This window comes from Pseudomonas sp. RC4D1, assembly GCF_018390395.1.
Taxonomy (GTDB): domain Bacteria; phylum Pseudomonadota; class Gammaproteobacteria; order Pseudomonadales; family Pseudomonadaceae; genus Aquipseudomonas; species Aquipseudomonas danubii.
In genome coordinates this window covers 3039901-3057523 of record NZ_JAHBAW010000001.1, presented here as the reverse complement: position 1 = coordinate 3057523, position 17623 = coordinate 3039901, and the positions used below count along the sequence as shown (strand labels likewise).

The 17623-nt window shown below is 63.7% G+C and carries 11 protein-coding genes; 7 read left to right on the top strand and 4 right to left on the bottom strand.

The window, feature by feature from the left end:
- The first annotated feature begins 547 nt into the window (after positions 1–547).
- The 3 genes from KHO49_RS14170 to KHO49_RS14160 all read left to right on the top strand — a co-directional run bounded on the left by KHO49_RS14170 (position 548) and on the right by KHO49_RS14160 (position 7302).
- Positions 548–4000 (top strand): alpha/beta fold hydrolase, encoded by a 3453-nt coding sequence (locus KHO49_RS14170; RefSeq protein ID WP_213665187.1) that lies wholly within the window; start codon positions 548–550, stop codon positions 3998–4000.
- Between the two features lie 129 nt (positions 4001–4129).
- Positions 4130–5998: a c-type cytochrome gene (locus KHO49_RS14165; RefSeq protein WP_102881092.1), complete on the top strand. Its 1869-nt coding sequence runs from the start codon at positions 4130–4132 to the stop codon at positions 5996–5998.
- Positions 5999–6045: 47 nt separating this feature from the next.
- On the top strand, positions 6046–7302 hold the full coding sequence (locus KHO49_RS14160; protein ID WP_213665186.1) for a metallophosphoesterase family protein: 1257 nt from the start codon (positions 6046–6048) through the stop codon (positions 7300–7302).
- Positions 7303–7491: 189 nt separating this feature from the next.
- Here the strand turns inward: KHO49_RS14160 and gbca are convergent, their stop codons facing one another.
- A complete protein-coding gene (gene gbca / locus KHO49_RS14155) occupies positions 7492–8787 on the bottom strand; it encodes a glycine betaine monooxygenase oxygenase subunit (RefSeq protein WP_102881090.1) in 1296 nt (431 codons plus the stop codon).
- 290 nt (positions 8788–9077) lie between these two features.
- Here gbca and gbcB point away from each other — a divergent pair, with 290 nt between their 5' ends.
- Positions 9078–10178, top strand: a complete 1101-nt coding sequence (gbcB, locus tag KHO49_RS14150; RefSeq protein ID WP_102881089.1) for a glycine betaine monooxygenase reductase subunit — start codon at positions 9078–9080, stop codon at positions 10176–10178.
- Positions 10179–10248: 70 nt separating this feature from the next.
- On the opposite strand, the gene KHO49_RS14145 is transcribed toward gbcB, so the two are convergent.
- The 3 genes from KHO49_RS14145 to KHO49_RS14135 all read right to left on the bottom strand — a co-directional run bounded on the left by KHO49_RS14145 (position 10249) and on the right by KHO49_RS14135 (position 13812).
- Positions 10249–11076 carry a nitrilase-related carbon-nitrogen hydrolase gene (locus tag KHO49_RS14145; protein ID WP_213665185.1) on the bottom strand — a complete coding sequence of 276 codons (828 nt, stop codon included), beginning with the start codon at positions 11074–11076 and terminating at the stop codon, positions 10249–10251.
- The gene (locus tag KHO49_RS14140; RefSeq protein ID WP_102881087.1) at positions 11073–12518 is read right to left on the bottom strand and encodes a purine-cytosine permease family protein; all 1446 of its coding nucleotides are present in this window, start codon (positions 12516–12518) and stop codon (positions 11073–11075) included. Before KHO49_RS14140 ends, KHO49_RS14145 begins: the two co-directional genes overlap by 4 nt.
- 253 nt (positions 12519–12771) lie before the next feature.
- The gene (locus tag KHO49_RS14135) at positions 12772–13812 is read right to left on the bottom strand and encodes a threonine aldolase family protein (protein WP_102881086.1); all 1041 of its coding nucleotides are present in this window, start codon (positions 13810–13812) and stop codon (positions 12772–12774) included.
- Positions 13813–13928: 116 nt separating this feature from the next.
- On the opposite strand from KHO49_RS14135, the gene KHO49_RS14130 reads away from it, so the two are divergent.
- The 3 genes from KHO49_RS14130 (at position 13929) to KHO49_RS14120 (ending at position 17621) form a co-directional block, all read left to right on the top strand.
- A complete protein-coding gene (locus tag KHO49_RS14130; RefSeq protein WP_213665184.1) occupies positions 13929–14669 on the top strand; it encodes a TraX family protein in 741 nt (246 codons plus the stop codon).
- Between the two features lie 424 nt (positions 14670–15093).
- Positions 15094–16347, top strand: coding sequence for a serine hydroxymethyltransferase (locus tag KHO49_RS14125; RefSeq protein WP_213665183.1), 1254 nt, complete (start codon positions 15094–15096; stop codon positions 16345–16347).
- A gap of 23 nt (positions 16348–16370) precedes the next feature.
- On the top strand, positions 16371–17621 hold the full coding sequence (locus KHO49_RS14120) for a sarcosine oxidase subunit beta family protein (protein ID WP_016964291.1): 1251 nt from the start codon (positions 16371–16373) through the stop codon (positions 17619–17621).
- Positions 17622–17623: the final 2 nt, after the last annotated feature.

Here is a 17623-nt window from a genome sequence, read left to right as displayed (position 1 = left end):
GTGCCTTTCAGAGCTTTGTTCAATAATTGATCAATTGCCGGCAAAACCGCTGTTTTCCCATAAGTCACGGATTTTCTTGGCATTGCCTGCTGAAATATCCCCAACCCTCGCTCATTTGCCCACAGTTGCTGTGGGCCAAGGTGTGGATAACATGTTCGCGGAAGGCTGCACCCCCTGTAATCCATAGCGTGTACGGCAATAGATCAAATTTCGTACAGTTCTAATGGCTTTCTTGACAGTGATAGGTGGCCTGTCTTCACTGATGCCACAAGGACTTAGCGGCAACTTATCCACATCCGGCTCAGGGAGTGCAGGCAATGGATTGTCGTTTATCGCAGGTTTATCCGACCGGGGCCCCCCTCCCTAGACGTACCCGTCGCCGTGCCGCCAACCAGCGCGCACGTCTGTAGCCCTGCCCTTCGTTTTGTCCCTTCACTGCTTGTGTTTCAGGCGCCAAGGCCTGCCTGTTCGGCTGCCTGCGCGCTGACGGATGCACCCATTAGAGGCGACCACAGAGTTGCCCCATCAGCCTGAGAGGAACCCCGCCATGACTCGGATCGCGACCCCCATCAGCGAGATCCAGGAACACTACGACGTTGTTGTCATCGGTTCCGGCTACGGAGGTGGCATCGCCGCTTCCCGATTGTCCCGGGCCGGTCGGCGTGTCTGCCTGCTGGAGCGAGGGCGGGAGATCCAGCCGGGCGAGTACCCCAACACCCTGGCCACCGCCACCGAAGAGCTGCAGGTGCATGACCCCGACGGCCACATCGGCTCACGCACCGGGCTCTTCGATCTGCACGTCAACGCCCAGCAGAACGTGGTGGTCGGTTGCGGCCTGGGAGGCACGTCGCTGATCAATGCCAACGTCGCCCTGGAGCCCGAACCCGGGGTCTTCGACGACCCGCGCTGGCCCCGGGCGGTACGGGAGCATCGCGATACCCTGCTCAAGGAGGGATATGCCCGGGCCCGGGAGATGCTCAAGCCCAATCCCTATCCCGATTCGGCGCCGACCTTGCCCAAGCTCCAGGCCAACCAGAAGTCCGCGGAGTATCTCAAGCAGGGTGCGCACTTCTACAAGCCGCCGATCAACGTGACCTTCGCCAAGCTGCCCAACAACCTCAACCATGTCGGGGTCGAGCAACTGCCATGCAACCACTGTGGCGACTGTGTCTCAGGCTGTAACAACAAGGCCAAGAACACCACCTTGATGAATTACCTGCCGGACGCCAGCAATCATGGCGCCGAGATTTTCTGCCAGGCCGAAGTGCGCTACCTGGAGCGGGAGGGCGATGGCTGGATCGTGCATTTCCAATACCTGGACAGCGGTCGCGAGAAGTTCTCGGCGCCGACCCTGTTCGTCAAGGCCGACATCGTGGTGCTCAGTGCCGGCACCCTGGGTTCCACGGAAATTCTCCTGCGCTCCAGGGCCAAGGGCCTGTCCACCTCGGACCAGCTGGGTGAGCACATGAGCGGTAACGGCGACATCCTCGGGTTCGGCCACAACTGTGAGCAGACCATCAACGGCATCGGCTTCGGCACCCATTCGGCCAGTGAGCTCAAACCCGTGGGGCCGTGCATCACCTCCATCATCGACATGCGCACCGAAGGCGACTGGCGCAGCCGCATGGTCATTGAGGAGGGGTCGATTCCCGGTGCCCTGGGCCGGGCCATGGTACCCAGCATGGCGCTGTTTGCCGCGACCCTGGGCAAGGCCACCGACAACAGCCTCAGCGCTCAGTTGGGCTACAAGGAGCGCGAGGCCGAAAGCTTTCTGCGGGGGCCTTATTACGGTGCGCTGCACAACATGCAGACCTACCTGATCATGAGCCATGACGATGGCCGCGGCCGCATGCTGCTGGACGCCAAGGATCAACTGCGCATCGATTGGCCGGGCGTTGGCCAGCAGCCCAACGTGATTCTTGGCAACGAGCGCCTGTACCAGAGCACCAAGGCGCTGGGCGGAGTCTGGGTGGAGAACCCGATCTGGACCAAGCTGCTCAAGCACAGCATCGTTTCGGTGCACCCGCTGGGCGGCTGCGTCATGGGCGAAGACGCCGCTCAGGGGGTGGTCAACCACAAGGGCCAGGTGTTTTGCGGCGCCAGCGGCACCCAGGTCTATCCCGGGTTGTATGTGGCGGACGGCGCGGTGATTCCCACCTCGCTGGCGGTCAATCCGTTGCTGACCATTTCGGCGGTCAGCGAGCGCAACATGCGCCTGCTGGCCGAAGATCGGGGCTGGAAGATCGATTACAGCCTGCCCTCGGCCCCGAGCAAGGCGGTGCCGGCGCCGACCCTGGGCGTGCAGTTCACCGAGACCATGAAGGGTTATTTTTCCACGGCCTTCACCCAGCCCCAGGGCACCGATCTGGCGCTCTATCAGGAGGCGGCCAAGCGCGGCGAGGCGCAGAACTCTCCCATCGAGTTCACCCTGACCATCACGGCCAACGACCTCAACCGGATGATCAAGGAGCCCGAGCACGCTGCCACCCTGGTGGGCACCCTGGAGGCTCCGGCGCTGTCGGCTCAGCCCCTGGTGGCCAGCCACGGGGTGTTCAACCTGTTCGAGGAGTTCCAGCAGCAGGTGGGCGTGCGCCACATGAACTACGACATGCGCCTGACCGCCGAGGACGGCAACCAGTACTACTTCAGTGCGTTCAAGACCGTGCCCGAGGATCACGGCGTGCTGAACATCTGGCCCGACACCAGCACCCTGTACGTGACCCTGTACCGCGGCCAGGACAAGAGCGGCCCGGTGCTGGGCTCCGGGGTGATGCACATCCTGCCGGCGGACTTCGCCAGGCAGATGACCACCATGAAGGTGCTCAATGCGCGCAACGAGCGTGAGCGCATCGAGGCCCTGGCGCGCTTCGGCAAGTTCTTCGCCGGGATTCTCTGGGAGAGCTACGGCGGCGTGTTCGCCGGAGACATCTACTTCAACCCCGACGCGCCGCCGCGGAACAAGCGGCCCCTGGATGCGCCGGTGCCCACGGTGCAGTTCTTCGAGACCGAAGACCGGGTGCAGCTGCGCCTGACCCGCTACCAGGCCGGCAGCAAAGGCCCGGTGATGCTGGTGCACGGGCTTGGCGTGGGCTCCAACATCTTCTCCACCGACACCATCCAGACCAACCTGCTGGAGTACCTGTGCAAGCACGACTATGACGTCTGGCTCCTGGATTTCCGGGTCAGCATCCTGTTGCCGGCGAGCAAGCGGGAATGCAATGGCGACCAGATCGCGGCCTATGATTTCAAGGCCGCCATCGGCCAGATCAAGCAGGCGACCGGGGCCCGTGACGTGCAATGCGTGGTGCATTGCTATGGCGCCACGACCTTCTTCATGTCGCTGCTGGCGGGCCTGCAGGACGTGCGCTCGGTGGTCTGCTCGCAGATTGCCGCCGATACCGTGGTGGCCACCGCCACCGGGATCAAGGCCGGATTGCACCTGCCGGGCATGCTCGACGCCATCGGCATCAAGTCCCTGACGGCCTACGCCGACAGCAAGGAAAGCCTGTTCAACCGCCTCTACGACACGGCGCTCAACGGCTACGCGCGGATCGAGGCCCAGGGTTACTGCACCAATCCGGTGTGCCACCGCATCACCTTCATGTACGCCTCGCTGTACCGCCACGACACCCTCAACCAGACCCTACACGACAACCTGCACGAGCTGTTCGGCGCCTCCAACATCGAGACCTTCGAGCATCTGGCACTGATCTGTCGCAAGGGGCACCTGGTGGACTTCAAGGGGCGTGACGTCTACATGCCGCATTTCGATCGGCTGAAGTTGCCCATCTGCTTTATCAGCGGCGCCGACAACCAGTGCTACCTGCCGCTAAGCACGCAGAAGACCTATGAACGCCTGTGCCAACTCCATGGCCCCGAGTTGTTCAGCCGCCACGTGGTGCCGGGTTACGGACACATCGACTGCATCTTCGGCAAGAACGCGGTGGTCGACGTGTACCCGCTGATGCTGGCGCACCTGGAAAAGACCGCCCGGGGCTGACCCAGGCCAGCCCGCGGCAAGATCGCCGCGGGCCCGCTCCAGATCAGGCAACAGGCACCGCAGCAAGCGCGCTTGGAGGCCAAGTGCAGGCTGCGGCGGCCGCTACACATGGATGCAGGGAAGGTTGATATGAACGCTTATATCCGCTGGTTCCAACGCTTCATCTGGCTGGGCATCGCCATGAACATGGTGTTCGCCCTGCCGGCGCTGTTTGCCCCGGCGCTGCTGACCGCGGTGGTCGGCCTGCCGCCGGTGCTGTCGGACCCCTGGCTGGAAAACACCGGCATGCTGCTGGTGGGCATCAGCCTGTTCTACATGCCTTCGGGCTGTAACGCGCCGCGCTTCGTGGTGCATTCCTGGCTGTGCGTGCTGTCGCGGCTGATCGCCGTGGCGTTCTGGATCTACCTGATCAATACCAGCAACCAGGCCCAGGTGTTCGTGCCCATGCTGATGGGCGACCTCAGCATGTTCCTGATCCTCGGCATCCTGCTGTACTTGGGCAGTGCCCCGGCCAACCGGCCCTGGGCCCTGCTCTGTGCCGGGCTGCACGACTGGCGCCAGTACTGGGCCGCCTGCTGGAAGCGCCACAGCTTTCGCGTGGGCAGCCTGGTCCTGCTGCTGGTCCTGGGGGTGGTCGGTTATGCCACGTGGGTCAACATGATTCGCGAGGTGCCCCAGCCGCCGGAAGCCTCGGACGAGGATCACTTCAAGTACGCCGCCATCGGCCTGGGGATCGAAGCGCGGATTCCTTACTACCTGTTTGCCGTGCTGCCGCAACTGTGCCCGGAAAAACTCCCGCGCCCCGGCGGTTACGAGGTCTTCGGCTTCCTCTACGAGAACGGCCGGGACCTGCCGGTGGGCATGGCCAAGCGGCAGCTCGGCTACCCCACGGTGGAGCCCAACTGCGCCCTGTGCCACACCGGTGCCTACCGGGCCAGCGCCAGCGATGTGTCCCAGGTGGTGCCCACCGCACCGGCCAACCTGATGCAGCTCCAGGCCTTCCAGTGGTTCGCCTACGATTGCGCCAGCGATCCGAAATTCACCGTGGATGCGCTGATGAACGCGATCAACGCCAAGTTCCAGCTGGGCTTTGTCGAACGCCTGTACAACCGCTACCTGATCATGCCCATGGCCAAGAGCGCGCTGCTCAAGCAGAAGCAGGCCTATGCCTGGCAGAAGTTGCGGCCGCAGCAAGGGCCAGGGCGCACCGACACCTTCAACCCGACCAAGATGGTGGTGTTCGGCTTCCCCGACGACTCCACCATCGGCACCGTGGACCTGCCGCAGATCTGGAACCAGAAGCCGCGGGAATCGATGTACCTGCACTGGGACGGCAACAACAACCAGATCCGCGAGCGCAACTACGCGGCGGCGATGGCAGTGGGCGCGACCCCGGAATCGGTGCTGCCTGAGAGCTTCAACCGGGTCACCAACTGGCTGCTGGGGCACAAACCGCCGGCTTGGCCGTTCGCCCTCGATCAGGCCAAGGTGGCCCAGGGCAAGCCGCTGTGGGAGGCCAACTGTGCCGGTTGCCATGATTTCGGCAAGGCCGACACCGGCCAGGTCACGACCAATATCCAGACGCTGGGCACCGATCCCCACCGCCTGGACTCCTTCACCACCGGCCTGGTGCAAGCCTTCCATGGGTTCAAGAAGCCGCCTTTCGACTTCGGTGCCTATCGCAAGACCCAGAGCTACAGCAACACCCCCACCGACGGTGTCTGGCTGCGGGCGCCTTATCTGCACAACGGCTCGGTGCCGAGCCTCTGGGACCTGTTGCAGGCTCCGGAATTGCGGCCCCAGGTGTTCTACACCGGCTCGGATGTGTATGACCCGCAGAAGGTCGGTTTCATCACCAGTGGCGCGGCGGTGCAGGGGCCGGGCTCCTTCAAGTACGACACCCACCTGGAGGGCAACAGCAACAGCGGCCATCTGTACGGCACGCAGCTTTCCGCAGAGCAGAAGTGGCAGTTGATCGAATACATGAAGACCCTGTGACGCCCGTTCGGCGTTTGGGCAAAGGGACCATCAAGAGGGATGCCGGCATGTCATTTGTGAGCAATCTGGAACATGAATACGAACAGGTCAAAGCCCGGGTCGACGGGCTGCTGGCCAGACTCGAGCTGGCCTGGAAAAAACTCCGTAGCGAGCTTGAACCGAAGGAGCTGCAAGCGATCGTGCAACTGCTGCAGCGCGCCCATGACCAGGCGCAGTACGCCCTGATTCACGGCGACTTGCCCCCCGGTCAGGCGCCGGTGCCCTGGGAGCTGGCCCACGGCCTGTCGGTCCTGCACCTGGGGAACGCCAAGCCCTTGCCGCAAACGGTGGCCGAGCTGCAGACCCAGGTGATGAAGGACGGCACCCTGCTGGGTTGTCGCCAATGGGAGCTGCTGGACCTGCGCTGGAGCGAGGCCTTGCTCAACTGGATCGAGAACCTGCGCAAGCACGCGACCTTCGGCACCACCCCGGCGCTGATCGAGATGGCCGACAACGTGCTGCTGGACATGGCCGGGGATTGGGGCACCGGTTACTTCCAACCCAATTCGGCGGCGCAACGTGTGGCGGACCTGATCAAGCAGGACCAGCCGGATTTCACCGTCCACCTGGGAGATGTGTATTACGCCGGTACCGGCAGCGAAGAGAACGCCGACCTTGCCGACTGGCCCATGGGCCGCCAGGCGTCATTCAGCCTCAACTCCAACCATGAAATGTACAGCGGTGCCCATGGCTACTTTGCCGAGATCGCCGCGCTGTTTCCCAAGCAGCAAGGCACCAGCTACTTCGCCCTGTTCAACAGCCACTGGCTGATCGTCGGCCTGGACAGCGCCTATGCCGCCGATGAAATGAACCTGTACATGGACGGCAACCTCAATCCCCCGCAGCAGCAATGGCTCAAGGACCTGGTGGCGAGCAAGGGGCAGGGGCGCAAGATCATGGTCCTCAGTCATCACCAGGGGCTGGATATCAGCGGCCAGCAGCAGACCGCGCTGAACAAACAGGTGGTCGCGGCCCTGGGCCGGGTTCCGGACTACTGGTACTGGGGGCACCTGCACAACGGCATCTGCTATGCGCCCAAGGACGGTATGTACGGGCGCTGCATCGGCCACGGGGCGATTCCCTATGGCGTCACCCGCGAATTGAAAGGCAACCCTCAGGTGCTGTGGTCGGAAACCCTATCGGCGGATGATCCGAACTACCCGCTGCGGGTACGCAATGGTTATGTGAGAGTGAAGTTGAACGGCTCGCAGATCAGCGAAGACTTCATTGGCGAGACCGGCGCGGTCAGTTGGTCACGGCCCTGAAGGCCCTGAAGGCCCTGTAGCCGCTGCCGAGCCCGCGAGGCTGCGACAAGGTCCGCAGGACCTTGCTTGACGGTTTTCCGCCGGACCTCAAGCGCTCTCAAACTCGCTGCGTCGCAATGCCGCCCAAGCCGTTCGCAGCCTGCGGCAGCGGCTACATAATCCTGTCGCCGCTGCCGAACTCCTGCGGTATCAGCCAGTGACCGGCACGCCCTTGAGATAAGGCGCCGGTTCTGCGCCGAGGTTGCTCAGCATGCGCTCGCTGTACCAGTCGACGAAGTTGACCACACCGAACTCATAGGTCTTGGAGTACGGGCCCGGCTGGTAGGCGGTGGAGTTTATGCCACGCTGGTTTTCTTCCGCCAGGCGCCGGTCCTGGGCGTTGGTGGCGTCCCACACCTGGCGCATGCGCTCGACGTCGTAGTCCACGCCTTCCACCGCGTCCTTGTGCACGATCCACTTGGTGGTGACGATGGTTTCCTGAGCGCTGATGGGCCACACGGTGAACACGATGATGTGGTCGCCCATGCAGTGGTTCCACGAGTGCGGCAGGTGCAGGATGCGCATCGAGCCCAGGTCCGGGTTCTTGATCCGTCCCATCAGCTTGGCGCAGCCCTGCTTGCCGTCCAGGGTCATGGACACGGTGCCCTTGAGCAGGGGCATGCGCACGATGCGATTGCGCAGGCCGAAGCTGGCGTGAGCGTAGGGGATCTTCTCGGCTTCCCAGGCGGCGGCGGACGCGGCCACATGGTCCTTGAACGCCTGGTCGGCGCGGGGGTCGGTGACGTCGTCCCATTCCAGCAGGGTTTTCAGCAACTCCGGGTGCGAGCCGACGCAGTGGTAGCACTCGCGGTTGTTCTCCAGTACCAGCTTCCAGTTGGCCTTTTCGTGCAAGGTGGTCTGCACCGCCACCTTGGTGTTCTCCATGTCGTAGGGCTCCATGTAATGGGCCAGCGTGGAGAGGAAGTCGTCGATGGCCGGCGGATTCTCGGCCAGGGAAATGAAGATGTAGCCGCCGGCGGTTTTCACGTTCACCGGTTTCAGGCCGTATTGCTTCATGTCGAAGTCGGCGCCCATCTCGGTGCCGGCGAACAGCAGGCGCCCGTCCAGTTCGTAGGTCCACTGGTGGTAGTGGCAGACCAGCTTGGCCACCTTGCCCTTGTCGCTGGTGCACAGCCGCGAGCCGCGGTGGCGGCAGACGTTGTGGAAGGCGTGGACCACACCGTCAGCGCCGCGGATGACAATGATCGGGTTCTTGCCGATCTGCAGGGTGATGTAGTTGCCCTTGGTAGGAATCTCGCAGGTCATGCCGGCGATCAGCCATTCCTTCTGGAAAATCTCCTGCATGTCGATATCGAACAGCCTGTCGTCGCAGTAGAAAGGCTGCGGCAGGGAGAAGGTCCGCTCGCGCTCCTGCAGCATCTGTGCAGTGGCCTTGCGTGCAGGTTCCAGTGGATCGCCCAAGCTCAGGGTTGCGGTGACGTCCATCGTTCAAGTCCTCATGGCCGTTCGGTGCGGCCGGCGAATTAAATAGTGGCTACGGTGGGTGCTACGCAAGTCACGAAAAATCGGTTGTCGTGTTTGAGGCGAGTGTGGGTCCGCGGGCGCCTTGAACCTTATCCATGGGCGACATGGCCCAATCTGTTCCCGACGGGGGAGCCCCTGTAACTGGGGGCTGGTCGCGATAAGCATGTGAATGTCGCAGATAGGTAAATGGGCGCGAGAAGCCTTACGCAGAATCGCTGACAAGACGCCGACTGTCGGCCGTGGAGAACAGCATGTCCAACACCTTCCTCAACCCGGTAACCACCCAGACCTGGGCCAATGGCCGTCACATCGTCCGTTGCGTCAAAGTCATCCAGGAAACCTGGGATGTGCGGACCTTCTGCTTCATGGCCGACCAGCCGATCATGTTCTTCTTCAAACCGGGGCAGTTCGTCACCCTGGAGCTGGAGATCGAAGGCCAGCCGGTGATGCGTTCCTACACCATCTCCAGCTCGCCATCGGTGCCCTACAGCTTCTCGGTGACCATCAAGCGCGTGCCGGGCGGCAAGGTCTCCAACTGGTTGCACGACACCTTGCATGAAGGCCAGGAACTGGCGGTGCACGGGCCGGTGGGGCTGTTCAACGCCATCGATTTCCCCAGCCCGAAAGTGCTTTACCTCAGCGGCGGCGTCGGCATCACCCCGGTGATGTCCATGGCGCGCTGGTTCTACGACACCAACGGCAACGTCGACATGGTGTTCATCCACAGCGCCCGCTCACCCAAGGACATCATTTACCACCGCGAGCTGGAACACATGGCGTCGCGGATCGACAACTTCAGCCTGCACCTGATCTGCGAGAAACACGGCCTGGGCGAGCCCTGGGCCGGCTATCGCGGCTACCTGAACCACAAGATGCTGGAACTGATGGCCCCGGACTTCCTGGAGCGGGAAGTGTTCTGCTGCGGGCCGACGCCCTACATGAATGCGGTCAAGCGCCTGCTGGAAGCTGCTGGTTTCGACATGGCGCGCTACCACGAGGAATCCTTCGGCGCGACCCCGCCCGAAGCCCGGGCCGACGCCGTGGAACACGCCGAACAGGCGGCCGAGGCGCCGGAAGTGGATGTCGCCGACCTGCATCAGGTGGAGTTCACCGCCTCCGGCAAGAGCATCCGCGTGGCCCCAGGGGAAACCGTGCACGCGGCCGCAGCCAAGCTCGGCCTGATGATCCCCAAGGCCTGCGGCATGGGCATCTGCGGCACCTGCAAGGTACTCAAGCTGGGCGGCGAAGTGGTGATGGAACACAACGGCGGGATCACCGAGGAAGACGAAGCCGAAGGCTACATCCTGTCTTGCTGCAGCGTGCCCAAGGGCGACGTGCGCGTGGAGTTCTGATCGCCGGCAAGCCGGTTCCTACACCCATCTGCTGTAGGAGCTGGCTTGCCAGCGAACAGGGGCAACCCGGCTACTGATACAACGCCGGCCGCCGATCCAGGTGCACATGGTTATGTTCACTGATGGACTTGTGCCAGGCCTGGGCCAGCTCCAGCTCCGCCAGCAGCAACTGCTGCCCGTTTTCCCGATTCTTGCCCGCCAACGGATAGCCATCGGCATCGACGATGGTCGAGCCGCCCACCCAGTTCACCCCGCGCTCTTCGACGCAGCGGTCGCAGGCGGCGATGAACATCCGGTTGACCGCCGCGTTGGCCTGGACCCGGACCATCTCCGCCGGCCGCTCGCTGGCCGGGCGCGGGCCGTCCGGCCAGTTCACCGGCGCGCATAAAAGCGCCGCCCCGGCCAGGGCTGGCAGGCGCACCCATTCGGGGAACTCCAGGTCGTAGCAGATCATCATGGCGATCGGCCCGAAGCGGGTGGGCACCACGGGGGGCGGCTCGTCGCCCGGGGTGAAGATCAGGTTTTCCCGGTCCCACAGGTGCGCCTTGCGATACACCGTCAGCGTTCCTTCAGGCTCGATCAGGGCGGCGCTGTTGGCCACTCGCTGATCGTCCAGGCGCTCGCAGAAGCCGCCGACAATCACCACCTGCAGTTGTTCGGCCAGGGTTTTCCACAGGCTCAAGGTCGGCCCGTCGAGGCTTTCCGAAAGCGCCAGGGCTTCTTGCAGGTCGCGGAACACGTAGCCGCTCTGCACCAGCTCCGGCAGCACCACCACTTGGGCGCCGCGGGCGGCGGCCTGGCGGATGGCCTCGGTGCTGAGGGTGCGGTTGTAGTCCAGGTCGCCGATTCGTGGTGCCAGTTGCTGGCAGGCCACTTTCAGGGATGTCTGGGGGATCATTGCGCGCCTCCTTCCAGTTGCTGTTCGCTGGCCTGGATAGCCAGGCGTTCGGCTTCCAGGTCCAGGTTGCGGGTCAGCGCCCAGTAGACCAGCCCGGCCACCGCCAGGCCAATCACGAAGGCGACGTCGGCGCCGCCCAGGGCCTGGGACAGTGGGCCCTGGTAGAAGCTCAGGGACATGAACGGCACCATCGCCAGCAAACCGAGGAAGTAGGCCAGCAACCCGGCGCTGGACCAGCGGCCATAAATGCCGGCGGGATTGAAGATGTGGCTGATGGCGTAGCGGCCTTTGCGCACCAGGTAGAAGTCCGCGAGGTTGACCGCGGTCCAGGGCACCAGGAAGTACAGCATCAGCAGGACAAAGGTGTTGAAGCTGCCCAGGTAGCTTTCGGGAATGTTCATGGCGATCAGGAAGATCACCACCGCCACCAGCAGGATGCCGGTTACCCGGCTCTTGAGGTTGGGCTTGATCGACTTGAAACCGTCGATGGCACTGATGCCGGTGAGCATGGCGCCATAGCAGTTGACCGCCATGATGCCCACCAAAGCCGGCACCGCGATCAGCACGGTGAAGGTGCCGAAGCCTGGAATCAGGGTGTTGCCCACTTCGCGCACGCTGGCGATGGCGTCCGGCGAGGGCAGGGCCGAGGCCAGGAAGGCCCCCAGGGACATCAGCCACAGGGCCGAGCCGGCGGCGCCCAGGTAGGTCCAGAAAATCACCTGGCGCGACGGCGTCTGGTGCGGCAGGTAGCGCGAATAGTCGGAGACGTACACCGAATAGCTGATCTGGTAACCGGCGGCGGCCGACAGCTGGATCAGGAACGCCGACCAGGAAAACTGCGGGTCGGCCAGGGCCGAGTCGGCCTGCAGGGTCAGCAGGGCGCTGACGGTGAGCACCGCGAACACGCTGATCATCACGTAGGTCAGCCAGCGCTGCACGGTGTGCAACAGGTCATGGCCAACCACTGCGATCAGCACCGCGATGGCGATCATCAGGGTGTACCAGGGCGCCCGGGCCCCGGGGATCACCGTGTTGATGGCGTCGGTGGCGAGGATCACGTTGAACACGTTGAAGCCGATGTAGACGAACACCACCGCGGTGAACGGCACGATGGCCCCGCGCAGGCCGAACTGGGCGCGGGACTGGATCATCTGCGGCAGGCCCATGCGCGGGCCCTGGTTGGCGTGGAAGGCCATGCAGAAGGTGCCCAGGCACACACCGATGACGATCGCCAGGATGGCATAGGGCAGACTCAGGCCCAGGGCCGCGCCGGTGAAGCCGGTGACCATGGTGGTGAGCACGAAGTTGCCGGTGAACCAGAACGGTCCCTGGTGCCAGACCTTGCCGTGGCGCTCGTTGCGCGGCACGTAGTCGATGGAACGGGTTTCGATCGCAAGGCCAGGAGACTGGGCCTTTTCGGTGACGCAAGACTGAGTCGTCATGGGTGGAGCCTTTGTTTTTATAGGTCGACCCCGGAGTCTCGGATAAAGGTGGCGGATGTTGAATCAGCAGGGGCAAATAATCAGTTCAGGAATTTGTGAACTGATGCTTTCGCTGGCCAGCCAGCTCCTGCGGGGCGGGAGGTGCGCTGGCTATTGTAAGAGCCGGCTTGCCGGCGAAGGCGCCTGTGAGACCGGCGCCCGGGTTGCGGGCCTGTTCGCTGGCCAGCCAGCTCCTACATGCGAAAGGGATGGGTCAGGCGCTCATGACGGTGCGAATGTCCGCTGCCAGTTCGCGCACGCGCTCTTCTTCGGTGTCCCAGGAGCACATGAAGCGCGCGCCGCCCTTGCCGATGAAGGTGTAGAAGCGCCAGCCCTTGGCCGTCAGGGCGGCAATTGCCGGTTCCGAGAGTTGCAGGAACACGCCGTTGGCCTGCACCGGGAACATCAGCTCCACGCCAGGGATGTCGGCCACCAGTTGGGCCAGCAACTGCGCGCAGTGGTTGGCGTGGCGGGCGTGCTTGAGCCAGGCGTCGTTTTCCAGCAGGCCGACCCAGGGCGCCGAGAGAAAGCGCATTTTCGAGGCCAGCTGGCCGGCCTGCTTGCAGCGGTAGTCGAAGTCTTCCGCCAGCTTGTGGTTGAAGAACAGGATCGCTTCACCCACCGCCATGCCGTTTTTCGTGCCGCCAAAGCACAGCACGTCGACGCCGGCCTTCCAGGTCAGCTCCGCTGGGGTGCAGCCGAGGAAGGCGCAGGCGTTGGAGAAACGCGCGCCGTCCATGTGCAGGTTCAGCCCCAGTTCCTTGCAGGTGGCGCTGATGGCGCGCACTTCTTCAGGGGTGTAGACGCTGCCCACTTCGGTGGCCTGGGTCAGGGTCACCACCCGCGGCTTGGGATAGTGGATGTCCTGGCGCTTGAGGGCGATCTCGCGGATCGATTCCGGGGTCAGCTTGCCGTTCTGGGTGCCGGCGATCAGCAGTTTGGAACCGTTGGAGAAGAACTCCGGAGCGCCGCATTCGTCGGTTTCGACGTGGGCGGTTTCCGAGCAGATCACGCTGTGGTAACTCTGGCACAGCGACGACAGGGCCAGGGAGTTGGCGGCGGTGCCGTTGAAGGCGAAAAACACTTCGCAGTCGGTTTCAAAGAGCTTGCGGAAATGATCGGCGGCGCGAGCGGTCCACTGATCGTCGCCGTAAGCGCGCTCGTGGCCGTGGTTGGCCTGCTCCATGGCGGCCCAGGCTTCGGGGCAGATGCCGGAGTAGTTGTCGCTGGCGAACTGTTGGCTTTTGTCGGTCATGGCCGGCTTCCGTGTAAGAGAGTTCCGTGGTCGATGATGGTGCGCACTTTACCCAAGAACAATGGCTCAGCACACGCTCTGTTTATGCCGGAATAATGCAGGGCCCATAAGGATTTATGCGTGATGCGATGCTGAAAACCGACAACCGCCGGCGCGATGAGGCGCTGGATGCGCTGAAGTGGCTGGCGCTGCTGAGCATGGTGCTGGATCACCTGCGGTATGTGGGCTTGAGCCTGGACTGGCTGTACGTGCCGGGGCGCCTGGCGTTTCCCTGGTTCTGCCTGGCGATGGCGGTGAATCTGACCCGGGCCAGGGTTGAAACCGACCGTCGGCCCGGACCATGGCGTTACCTGGGCTGGCTGCTGCTGTTCAGCCTGCTGAGCGAGATTCCCTATCGCCTGTTCATTCCTGATCCCGACACCTTGAATGTGCTGCCGACCCTGGCCCTGGGCTTGCTGGTGGCCCGGGGCTGGCAGCAGCGTCGGGGAGTGGCCATGGCGCTTGGCCTGGTGGCCCTGTTGCTGGCGCTGGGTTTTTCCCGCTGGCTGATGTTTGGCGCCTTCGGGGTGTTGCTGCCACTGGCCTTGCTGCTGGTGCTGCGTCGCCCCTGGTATTTCAGCCTGTTGCCCGGGGCGTTGTGCCTGGCGGCCAACCAGTGGGAAACCTTGTTCCCGGCGGCGCGCCTGGGCAATCCGGTGGCGACCTGCGGTATTGCCGTTTGTCTGCTGGCGCCGTGGCTGGGAGTGATGCTGCTGCGGGGGCTACGTGGCGGGTCGGTGCCGGCCATGCGCCGCTGGGCCTACCTGCTGTACCCGGCGCACTTTCTCCTGCTGCTGGCCTTGCGCCAACTCCTGTAGCCGCTGCCGCAGGCTGCGAACGGCTTGGGCGGCATTGCGACGTAGCAGACGTGGCGATCTTGAAGGCGTAGAGGTGTGGCTGGAGATCGCCAGGCAAGGTCCTGCGGACCTTTTCGCAGCCTCGCCGAAGCTCGGCAGCGGCTACAGGGGGGGGGTAGCCGCTGCCGCAGGCTGCGAACGGCTTGGGCGGCATTGCGATGCAGCAGACGCGGAGATCCTGAAGGCGTCGATCCAGAGCCTTCACTGGGCAGCGGTCCGAGGCATTTGTCCGTGGGCGCCAAGGCATGTCGTAAACGCACCTTTGCGTGGCGTCCATAGGCATTTGAGTTCCCCTTGCCGGTCATACCATCGCATCCAAAGGGCGCAGCTTTAAGGCTGGCCTCACCGAGACGAAAGGCGCAGCGCCGCCGCTGGGAGAGACGTGATGTTCAGCAAGCAAGACCAGATCCAGGGTTACGACGATGCACTGCTGGCGGCGATCAATGCCGAGGAACAACGCCAGGAAGATCACATCGAGCTGATTGCGTCGGAGAACTACACCAGCAAGCGGGTGATGCAGGCGCAAGGCAGCGGGCTGACCAACAAGTACGCCGAAGGCTACCCGGGCAAGCGCTACTACGGTGGCTGCGAGCATGTGGACAAGGTCGAGGCCCTGGCCATCGAGCGCGCCAAGCAGCTGTTCGGCGCCGATTACGCCAACGTCCAGCCACATTCCGGTTCCTCCGCCAACAGCGCGGTGTACCTGGCGCTGCTGCAGGCCGGCGACACCATCCTCGGCATGAGCCTGGCCCATGGCGGCCACTTGACCCACGGCGCCAAGGTGTCGTCTTCGGGCAAGCTGTACAACGCCGTGCAGTACGGCATCGATACCCGCACCGGGCTGATCGACTACGACGAGGTCGAGCGTCTGGCCGTGGAACATAAGCCGAAGATGATCGTCGCCGGCTTCTCGGCCTACTCCAAGACCCTGGACTTCCCGCGCTTCCGGCAGATTGCCGACAAGGTCGGGGCGCTGCTGTTCGTCGACATGGCCCACGTCGCCGGGCTGGTGGCCGCCGGTCTGTATCCCAACCCGCTGCCTTATGCCGACGTGGTCACCACCACCACCCACAAGACTCTGCGCGGTCCCCGTGGTGGCCTGATCCTGGCCAAGGCCAACGAAGAGATCGAGAAGAAACTCAACGCTGCGGTGTTCCCGGGTGCCCAGGGCGGTCCGTTGATGCACGTGATCGCCGCCAAGGCGGTGTGCTTCAAGGAAGCGCTGGAGCCCGGGTTCAAGGCCTACCAGCAACAGGTGATCGACAACGCCCAGGTCATGGCCGGCGTATTTATCAAACGCGGCTACGATGTAGTGTCCGGTGGCACCGACAACCATCTGTTCCTGGTCAGCCTGATCCGTCAGGGCCTGACCGGCAAGGATGCCGACGCCGCCCTGGGCCGCGCCCACATCACCGTGAACAAGAACGCCGTGCCCAACGACCCGCAGTCGCCGTTTGTCACCTCCGGCCTGCGCATCGGCACCCCGGCGGTCACCACCCGCGGATTCAAGGTCACCCAGTGCACTGAACTGGCCGGTTGGATCTGCGACATCCTCGACCACCTCGGCGATGCCGACGTCGAGGCCAATGTCGCTCGCCAGGTGGCAGCCCTGTGCGCTGATTTCCCGGTTTACCGCTGAGAGCCGCAACTGGAGCAATGACTATGCAACGCTATTCGGGCTTCGGCCTCTTCAAGCACTCTCTCAGCCACCATGAAAACTGGCAGCGCATGTGGCGCACGCCGACCCCGAAGAAGGTCTACGACGTGGTCATCGTCGGCGGTGGCGGGCATGGCCTGGCCACGGCCTACTACCTGGCCAAGGAACACGGCATCACCAATGTCGCGGTGGTGGAAAAGGGCTGGCTGGGTGGCGGCAACACTGCGCGCAACACCACCATCGTGCGTTCCAACTACCTGTGGGACGAGTCGGCGCAGCTTTACGAACACGCCATGAAGTTGTGGGAAGGCCTGTCCCAGGACCTCAACTACAACGTGATGTTCTCCCAGCGCGGGGTCTACAACCTGTGCCACACCCTGCAGGACATCCGTGATTCCGAGCGCCGGGTCAGCGCCAACCGCCTCAACGGCATCGATGGCGAGCTGCTCAACACCCAGCAGGTGGCGGACGAGATTCCCTACCTGGATTGCTCGAAAAACACCCGTTACCCGATCCTCGGCGCCACAGTCCAGCGCCGTGGCGGCGTGGCCCGTCACGACGCCGTGGCCTGGGGTTTTGCCCGGGCTGCCGACGCCCTGGGCGTGGACCTGATCCAGCAGACCGAAGTCATCGGTTTTCGCAAGGAAAACGGCGTGTGCATCGGCGTCGAGACCAACAAGGGCTTTATCGGCGCCAAGCGCGTCGGTGTGGTCACCGCCGGTAACTCCGGGCACATGGCCAAGCTCGCCGGTTTCCGCCTGCCGATCGAATCCCACCCGCTGCAAGCGCTGGTGTCGGAGCCGATCAAGCCGATCATCGACAGCGTGATCATGTCCAACGCGGTGCACGGCTATATCAGCCAGTCGGACAAGGGCGACCTGGTGATCGGCGCCGGTATCGACGGCTGGGTCGGCTACGGCCAGCGCGGCTCCTATCCGGTGATCGAACACACCATCCAGGCCATCGTCGAGATGTTCCCGGTCCTCTCCCGAGTGCGCATGAACCGCCAGTGGGGCGGCATCGTCGACACCAGCCCGGACGCCTGCCCGATCATTTCCAAGACCCCGGTGCCGAACATGTTCTTCAACTGCGGTTGGGGCACCGGCGGCTTCAAGGCCACCCCGGGCTCGGGCAACGTGTTTGCCGCGAGTCTGGCCAAGGGCGAGATGCATCCATTGGCCGCCCCTTTCTCCATCGACCGTTTCCACAACGGCGCGCTGATCGACGAACACGGCGCTGCTGCGGTCGCCCACTAAAA